Below are 7,675 nucleotides of genomic sequence, written 5' to 3'. Positions count from 1 at the left end.
TGTGAAGTGATTCACATCCGCCGTGTCGATGGAGGCGCATTATAGGGAGTTCTCAGCAGGCCGCAACCGCTAAATGTCAGAAAAATGACTGACTGCTGCATTCCACAGCAAAACCCCGCCTTATACCTTTTTACACACAGACTTATCCACAATGATACGAAAAAGTGAAAATGTGCGAGCGTTGCGCAAACGTTTTCGTTAAAATGCTCGCGCTTAACAAGGATGCCCCGTCAGGTGTGTTAGATGAGTTTTTCGCAGGAAAATTCATCTAACGCTCTCTGTAATCGTGAAATCCAGGGGATTTACCATGCAACAACGTCGTCCAGTCCGCCGCGCTCTGCTCAGTGTTTCTGATAAAGCCGGTATCGTCGAATTCGCTCAGGCACTTTCCGCACGCGGTGTGGAGCTGCTTTCTACAGGCGGTACCGCTCGCCTGTTAGCAGATAAAGGTCTGCCGGTAACCGAAGTGTCCGATTACACCGGTTTCCCGGAAATGATGGATGGACGCGTCAAAACTCTGCACCCGAAAGTGCACGGCGGTATTCTTGGCCGTCGCGGTCAGGACGACGCCATTATGGAACAGAATGACATCGCCCCAATCGACATGGTTGTCGTTAACCTCTACCCGTTTGCCCAAACCGTAGCCCGCGAAGGCTGTTCTCTGGAAGATGCCGTAGAGAATATTGATATCGGCGGCCCAACCATGGTGCGCTCCGCGGCCAAGAACCATAAAGATGTGGCCATTGTCGTAAAGAGCAGCGATTACGAAACCATTATTAATGAGATGGATGCCAACGAAGGGTCACTGACTCTGGAAACGCGTTTCGACCTCGCCATCAAAGCCTTCGAGCACACCGCGGCGTACGACAGCATGATCGCCAATTACTTCGGTAGCCTGGTGCCTGCTTACCACGGTGAAAGCAAAGATCCTTCTGGCCGCTTCCCGCGCACCCTGAACCTGAACTTCATTAAGAAGCAGGATATGCGTTACGGTGAGAACAGCCACCAGCAGGCAGCCTTCTATATAGAAGAAGAGGTAAAAGAAGCCTCTGTTGCGACCGCTCAGCAGGTTCAGGGCAAAGCGCTCTCTTATAACAACATTGCTGACACCGACGCCGCGCTGGAATGCGTGAAAGAGTTCAGCGAGCCGGCCTGCGTTATCGTTAAGCATGCGAACCCATGCGGCGTTGCCGTGAGCACCTCTATTCTGGATGCCTACGACCGCGCGTACAAAACCGACCCGACCTCCGCGTTCGGCGGCATTATCGCCTTCAACCGCGAGCTGGATGCTGAAACCGCACAGGCCATCATCTCCCGCCAGTTCGTTGAAGTGATCATCGCGCCATCCGCATCCGAAGAGGCGCTGAAAATCACCGCGGCAAAACAGAACGTGCGCGTGCTGGTTTGCGGCCAGTGGGCAGAACGCGTGCCGGGCCTGGACTTCAAGCGCGTGAACGGCGGCCTGCTGGTTCAGGACCGCGATCTGGGTATGGTGACAGAAGCCGACCTGCGCGTGGTAACCAAACGTCAACCGACCGAACAGGAACTGCGTGACGCGCTGTTCTGCTGGAAGGTCGCGAAGTTCGTCAAATCCAACGCCATCGTCTACGCCAAAGAAAACATGACTATCGGGATAGGCGCAGGCCAGATGAGCCGCGTTTACTCCGCGAAAATCGCGGGCATTAAAGCAGGCGATGAAGGTCTGGAAGTGAAAGGCTCCGCCATGGCTTCTGACGCCTTCTTCCCGTTCCGTGACGGTATCGACGCGGCGGCTGCAGTGGGCATCACCTGTGTGATCCAGCCTGGCGGCTCAATTCGCGACGACGAAGTGATTGCCGCTGCCGACGAACATGGCATTGCAATGATCTTCACCGACATGCGCCACTTCCGCCATTAATTCCCGGAGCAGAAAATGAAAGTATTAGTGATTGGTAACGGCGGACGCGAGCACGCTCTGGCGTGGAAAGCGGCGCAGTCTCCGCTGGTGAAAACGGTCTTCGTGGCACCGGGCAACGCCGGTACCGCGCTGGAACCCGCGCTGCAGAACGTGGCTATTGGCGTGACCGATATCCCGGCGCTGCTGAGCTTTGCCCAGAGCGAGAAAATCGATCTGACGATTGTGGGCCCGGAAGCGCCGCTGGTGATTGGCGTCGTCGATGCGTTCCGCGCGGCGGGTCTGACAATCTTCGGGCCTACGGAAGGCGCCGCGCAGCTGGAAGGCTCCAAAGCCTTCACCAAAGATTTCCTCGCGCGTCATAACATCCCGACGGCGGAATATCAGAACTTCACCGAAGTGGAGCCAGCCCTGGCCTACCTGCGTGAAAAAGGCGCGCCGATTGTGATCAAGGCCGACGGCCTGGCCGCCGGTAAAGGCGTGATCGTGGCGATGACGCTCGAAGAAGCGGAAGCCGCGGTTCAGGATATGCTGGCGGGTAACGCCTTTGGCGACGCGGGCCACCGCATCGTGATCGAAGAGTTCCTCGACGGTGAAGAGGCCAGCTTTATCGTGATGGTCGACGGCGAGCACGTTCTGCCGATGGCCACCAGCCAGGATCACAAGCGCGTGGGCAATGGCGATACCGGCCCGAATACTGGCGGAATGGGCGCTTACTCCCCCGCTCCGGTAGTGACTGATGAAGTCCACCAGCGCACCATGGATCGCGTCATTTGGCCAACCGTGAAAGGGATGGCGGCGGAAGGCAACACCTACACCGGTTTCCTCTATGCGGGTCTGATGATCGACAAGCAGGGTAACCCTAAGGTCATCGAATTCAACTGCCGCTTTGGCGATCCGGAAACGCAGCCCATCATGCTGCGCATGAAATCCGATCTGGTGGAACTGTGTCTGGCAGCCTGCGAAGGCAAGCTCGACGAGAAAACCTCAGAGTGGGACGAGCGTGCGTCTCTGGGCGTGGTGATTGCTGCAGGCGGTTATCCGGGCAACTACAACACCGGGGATGAAATCCACGGCCTGCCGCTGGAAGAGATTGACGGTGCGAAGGTGTTCCATGCGGGTACGAAGCTGGCTGACGACGATCGCGTCCTCACCAACGGCGGACGCGTGCTGTGTGCAACCGCGCTGGGCCATACCGTGGCAGAAGCGCAGAAACGCGCCTATGCGCTGATGGCGGATATTCACTGGAACGGCAGCTTTAGCCGTCAGGATATCGGTTATCGTGCGATTGCGCGCGAGCAGGGCGAGTAATTTCACACCCTCACCCTAACCCTCTCCCTCAAGGGAGAGGGAACTTAAATCAAAAACTCTTCTCTGTCGGCTGCCAGGTGCAGAAGTCTTCGTTCGCCACCAGCAGCAGCTGAGAGCCTTCCGGCGCTTCAAGCCACGCCACACTCACTTCCATTGATGAATGACGCTGACGGCGTTGAATGTGTTCGGTTGCCCAGGATTCAAGCTCAGGCTTAACCGTCTGTCCTTCGCAGGTTGTCACCGTCCCATCGGCATGCCAGCGCCCCTGGCGCAGCACAACGCGTCCCAGACGAAGCGCATCGCTGGTCTGGCGGATTTGTTCGGCACGATAACGGTAGAGAGCGATTTGATCGCTGGAAAGCTGCTGTTTTTGGCCGCTGACTTCGCGCTGCATAAAGCTCAGCTCGCCATGGTCGTCAAAACGCACTTTCACGTGTTCGGGGGTCTTGCTGTAGACGTTCAGTTCAATCAGCGACAGGTCATCTCCCTGCCAGCGATATTCCGCAGTCGACGTATTGCCGTTATGCCACGGGCTGAAGGCAGAAAGCAGATGCACTTCGCCGCCGGAATCTTTGCGCCAGATCCTCACAGCACCCTGGTTGTCCGCGTAGCCGCTGGCGGTAAACGGCGGCAGGGAGGTGTCGTGGCTGCAGGCTGACAGCAGCAGCATGCCTGCCAGCGCGAGCGTTCCACGCCAGAAAGACAAAAGGGGCGTTGCCGCCCCTTCGCTAAAACTGTTCACTGCCACGCGTCTTACTTAACAGCGTCTTTCAGTGCTTTACCAGAAACAAATGCCGGCACGTTAGCTGCGGCGATTTTGATTTCTTTACCGGTCTGCGGGTTGCGGCCAGTACGCTCAGCGCGGTGGTTCACTTTGAAGGTACCGAAACCAACCAGTTGCACAGCATCGCCTTCTTTCAGAGACTCAGTAATAGCAGCCAGGGTAGATTCCAGAGCAGCTTTAGCCTGCACTTTAGACAGATCAGCCTTGTCCGCAATTACATCAATCAGTTGAGTCTTGTTCATAAGTTATCCTTTCAATGTGTTTATCGCTTGCTAAGCATCGAGTGCGACGAAAATGCCAAAAAAGCACTCTCCTGCATACACGCACCGATAGCCACTTTTTTTCGCCCCCCAAATGTAGACCAGACAAGGGGCGAAAGGGAAGAGTCGAGGAGCGACAAAACGGGCGTTATCTCAAGATTTATTGTCTCATTGGTTAAAAATTATACCAATATTGCTCTCCGCAGCCTCTCGTAAGTCCGCGCGCAGCCCTTTTATCAGCTCAATATCGCGTTCTTCACACTCTGCCAGCAGGCGGAAAATTTCCCACTGAATGTCCCATTCTTGCTCAACCGCCGGGTTCGCACGCAGCTCTTCGTCGGTCATCTCGCGACCTTCCTGGGTCATTTCCAGCATCGCGACGGTCGTAATAGACGCCTTACTGACTTCAATTGCGTGCTCCAGCGTTTCACCGCTCAGACGGGAGTGAAGCAGTTCGCTTAACGCCACGCAGGCGTCAATCGCCGGGTAGACACCGTACAGGTCAAAATCATCCGCAGCCGGAATCGCCTCTTCCAGCTTTTCCAGCTGGGAGTCGAAGTTCACCTTCGCGTCTTTCACCGTCAGCGTTTCCCAGATCAGATCCAGAATGCGGCGGTAGATATGGCCATCACCAAAGCCCGTCTCCTTACAAAACGCGGCATAGTTGGGATACATGCGCTCGCAAAGGCAAGCCATAAACGTCACGTGCTGCCAGCTTTCAAGTTTCTCAAGGCGCAGGTGAATCGGGTTTTGTAGCATGATGATCTCTCGAATCGAAAATTAGGCGCAGTTTACCTGAATCATCGCTGAATTTCCTGCCAACGAACAAAAGCCGGACGCGAAGAGGCCACGGCATCTGCCCAGCGCGTCGGCTCCGGCAAGCGGTAGCCCTTCATGCATCGCTGCACCCACGCCAGGGCGCTGTCCATGCTCACCCGGTGCCCGGTGGCGATAAAGAGCGGGTTACAGCGCGCCTTGCTGCGCCAGACCCACGCCAGCTGTTCACCTTTATGGATAAGCGGCGCCAGCGCGCCCGGCTCGGCTGAAAGAGGTTCAAACGCGCCGCACAGGCGTTTCTTGGCAACGCCAATGGTCGGCACATCCACCAGCAGCCCAAAGTGGCTGGCAACGCCTAAACGGCGCGGGTGTGAAATACCGTGTCCGTCGACAAACAGCAGGTCAGGTTTTTGCGAGAGTTGCTCCCACGCTGCCAGCAGCGCGGGATATTCGCGGAAGGAGAGAAAGCCCGGAATGTACGGCATGGTGGTCGCGATACGCGCAACCTTGAACTCCACCAGCTCAAGCGAAGGATATTTCAGTACCACCATCGCCGCTCGCGTCACTTCCCCGCCCTGCTCGAATCCGACGTCTGCTCCGCCAATGTACTGCGGAGGATCTTTATCCAGACGATCCTCGCGGATCACCGATGAGGCCAGTTCGATTTGTTGAGCGCGTAGCGACGCGAGATCCATAACCACTCCTTACTTGTGATACTGGGCAGAAAGCCGATGCACCGCCTCCACAAATACGCCTGCGTGTTCTGGCGGCACATCCTGATGAATGCCGTGGCCGAGGTTAAAGACGTGGCCTTCACCCTGGCCGAAACCAGACAGTATAGTCGACACTTCTTCTTCAATGCGCGCTGGCGGCGCATAGAGCATGGACGGGTCCATATTGCCCTGCAGCGCCACTTTGTCGCCCACGCGACGGCGCGCATCGGCGATATCGGTGGTCCAGTCGAGGCCCAGCGCGTCGCAGCCGGTTGCCGCCATCGCTTCCAGCCACTGGCCGCCACCTTTGGTGAACAGCGTCACCGGCACGCGGCGGCCTTCGTTTTCACGCAGCAGGCCGTCGACGATTTTGTGCATGTAGTACAGGGAGAACTGCTGATAATCGCGCCCGGTCAGCACGCCGCCCCAGGTATCGAAAATCATCACCGACTGCGCACCCGCCTTAATCTGCGCGTTCAGGTAGAGGGTGACGCTCTTCGCCAGCTTATCGAGCAGCGCGTGCAGGGCCAGCGGCTCGGCGTACATCATCTTTTTAATCATGGTGAAGGCTTTGCTGCTGCCTCCTTCAACCATATAGGTCGCCAGCGTCCACGGGCTGCCGGAGAAGCCAATCAGCGGCACTTCACCTTTCAGCTCGCGGCGAATGGTGCGCACGGCGTTCATCACGTAGCCCAGCTCGCCTTCCGGATCGGGGATCGGCAGCTTATCCACGTCGGCTTTGCTTTTGATTGGGGAGGTGAAACGCGGGCCTTCACCGGTTTCGAAGTACAGGCCAAGGCCCATTGCATCCGGAATGGTCAGAATATCCGAGAAGAGGATCGCAGCATCCAGCGGGAAGCGGCGCAGCGGCTGGAGCGTCACTTCGCAGGCCAGCTCGGCATTTTTGCACAGCGACATAAAATCGCCCGCCTGCGCGCGCGTGGCTTTGTACTCCGGGAGATAGCGTCCCGCCTGGCGCATCATCCACACCGGGGTGACATCAACGGGCTGGCGCAGCAGCGCACGCAGATAACGATCGTTCTTCAGTTCGGTCATTTTTGCAGTTCCTTAAGCGTCATGGCCTCAGTGTAACACTACTCATACTCGGCCCGACACATCGCCACGGTATCTTCTATCAGCCGACGCGCCACGGTGCCCGGCGGAGGCAACAGCGGTAGATCGTCATAGCGATACCAGTTTGCCTCCAGCAGCTCTTTCTGATCGATAACGATCTCGCCGCTATCATATTCGGCCATAAATGCCGTCATCAGAGACTGCGGGAACGGCCACGGCTGGGAGGTAACGTAGCGCAGGTTCTTCACTTTGATCCCGCTCTCCTCCATCACCTCGCGCGCTACCGCCTGCTCCAGCGTTTCGCCCACTTCGACGAAGCCGGCCAGCACGGTGTGAATGCCGTTGCGATGGCGGGTATGCTGCGCCAGCAGGATGGAATCCTCCCGGCGGATAGCGACGATAATGCACGGCGCTATCTGCGGATAGTAGCGTTCGCGGCAGTGGCTGCAGAGCATCGCCCACTCGGTTTTGCTCGGGCGCATGGTATGACCGCAGTAGCCGCAGTATTTATGCGAGCGGTAAAATTCAGAAAGCTGCACGCCGCGCCCCGCCAGCTGGAACAGCCCCACGTCCAGATCCAGCACCTGGCGCACCGATCCCATATCCTGGCGGCGGGGCTGTTGGATCAACCACACGGGCTCACCCTGCCACTCGCCGATCTGTAGCGCTGGCTGGCCTACGAGATCGAACGCCTCAGCTGCACCGTAGGGGATTTCCCCGGCAGGAAGCCATAATTTTTGTTCGTGACTGACGATCCACCAACCAAGATCTGATTTTTCAATAATACGATCCATATCTATTGCACTACCTTCGCTTCACTGACATGTTGTTAGCATTGTGGTTACATTCTGGATAAGCAGAT

8 protein-coding genes are annotated in these 7,675 nt (G+C 57.1%); 2 read left to right on the top strand and 6 right to left on the bottom strand.

The window, feature by feature from the left end; translation table 11 throughout:
* Positions 1–307: 307 nt before the first annotated feature.
* Both purH and purD read left to right on the top strand, forming a co-directional pair.
* On the top strand, positions 308–1,897 hold the full coding sequence (gene purH / locus ACERY3_RS22480; RefSeq protein WP_373226554.1) for a bifunctional phosphoribosylaminoimidazolecarboxamide formyltransferase/IMP cyclohydrolase: 1,590 nt from the start codon (positions 308–310) through the stop codon (positions 1,895–1,897).
* A gap of 15 nt (positions 1,898–1,912) precedes the next feature.
* Complete coding sequence (purD, locus tag ACERY3_RS22475; RefSeq protein ID WP_045357745.1) at positions 1,913–3,205, top strand: phosphoribosylamine--glycine ligase; 1,293 nt, start codon at positions 1,913–1,915, stop codon at positions 3,203–3,205.
* Between the two features lie 49 nt (positions 3,206–3,254).
* Here purD and ACERY3_RS22470 read toward each other — a convergent pair whose 3' ends face one another.
* From ACERY3_RS22470 to nudC, 6 genes are all read right to left on the bottom strand, one after another.
* Positions 3,255–3,947 (bottom strand): DUF1481 domain-containing protein, encoded by a 693-nt coding sequence (locus tag ACERY3_RS22470; RefSeq protein WP_033146981.1) that lies wholly within the window; start codon positions 3,945–3,947, stop codon positions 3,255–3,257.
* An 11-nt stretch (positions 3,948–3,958) separates the two neighbouring features.
* Positions 3,959–4,231, bottom strand: a complete 273-nt coding sequence (hupA, locus tag ACERY3_RS22465) for a nucleoid-associated protein HU-alpha (protein ID WP_002445246.1) — start codon at positions 4,229–4,231, stop codon at positions 3,959–3,961.
* Between the two features lie 186 nt (positions 4,232–4,417).
* Complete coding sequence (locus tag ACERY3_RS22460; protein ID WP_033146983.1) at positions 4,418–5,008, bottom strand: YjaG family protein; 591 nt, start codon at positions 5,006–5,008, stop codon at positions 4,418–4,420.
* A 41-nt stretch (positions 5,009–5,049) separates the two neighbouring features.
* The gene (nfi, locus tag ACERY3_RS22455) at positions 5,050–5,721 is read right to left on the bottom strand and encodes a deoxyribonuclease V (RefSeq protein ID WP_033146984.1); all 672 of its coding nucleotides are present in this window, start codon (positions 5,719–5,721) and stop codon (positions 5,050–5,052) included.
* 9 nt (positions 5,722–5,730) lie between these two features.
* The gene (gene hemE / locus ACERY3_RS22450; protein WP_029742041.1) at positions 5,731–6,795 is read right to left on the bottom strand and encodes a uroporphyrinogen decarboxylase; all 1,065 of its coding nucleotides are present in this window, start codon (positions 6,793–6,795) and stop codon (positions 5,731–5,733) included.
* A 38-nt stretch (positions 6,796–6,833) separates the two neighbouring features.
* Positions 6,834–7,607 (bottom strand): NAD(+) diphosphatase, encoded by a 774-nt coding sequence (gene nudC, locus ACERY3_RS22445; RefSeq protein ID WP_058841897.1) that lies wholly within the window; start codon positions 7,605–7,607, stop codon positions 6,834–6,836.
* Between the last annotated feature and the right edge of the window lie 68 nt (positions 7,608–7,675).

It is taken from the genome of Enterobacter cloacae complex sp. ESBL7, assembly GCF_041679625.1.
Classification (GTDB): Bacteria; Pseudomonadota; Gammaproteobacteria; order Enterobacterales; family Enterobacteriaceae; genus Enterobacter; species Enterobacter asburiae_B.
Note: the sequence above shows the minus strand (reverse complement) of the source record. Positions and strands in the feature narration are given on the sequence as shown.

What these genes read in the sequence shown, in the direction of transcription:
- purH (WP_373226554.1), top strand. Translation starts at nt 308, where the DNA reads ATGCAACAACGTCGTCCAGTCCGCCGCGCTCTGCTCAGTGTTTCTGAT.
- purD (WP_045357745.1), top strand. Translation starts at nt 1,913, where the DNA reads ATGAAAGTATTAGTGATTGGTAACGGCGGACGCGAGCACGCTCTGGCG.
- hupA (WP_002445246.1), bottom strand. Translation starts at nt 4,231, where the DNA reads ATGAACAAGACTCAACTGATTGATGTAATTGCGGACAAGGCTGATCTG.
- ACERY3_RS22460 (WP_033146983.1), bottom strand. Translation starts at nt 5,008, where the DNA reads ATGCTACAAAACCCGATTCACCTGCGCCTTGAGAAACTTGAAAGCTGG.
- nfi (WP_033146984.1), bottom strand. Translation starts at nt 5,721, where the DNA reads ATGGATCTCGCGTCGCTACGCGCTCAACAAATCGAACTGGCCTCATCG.
- hemE (WP_029742041.1), bottom strand. Translation starts at nt 6,795, where the DNA reads ATGACCGAACTGAAGAACGATCGTTATCTGCGTGCGCTGCTGCGCCAG.
- nudC (WP_058841897.1), bottom strand. Translation starts at nt 7,607, where the DNA reads ATGGATCGTATTATTGAAAAATCAGATCTTGGTTGGTGGATCGTCAGT.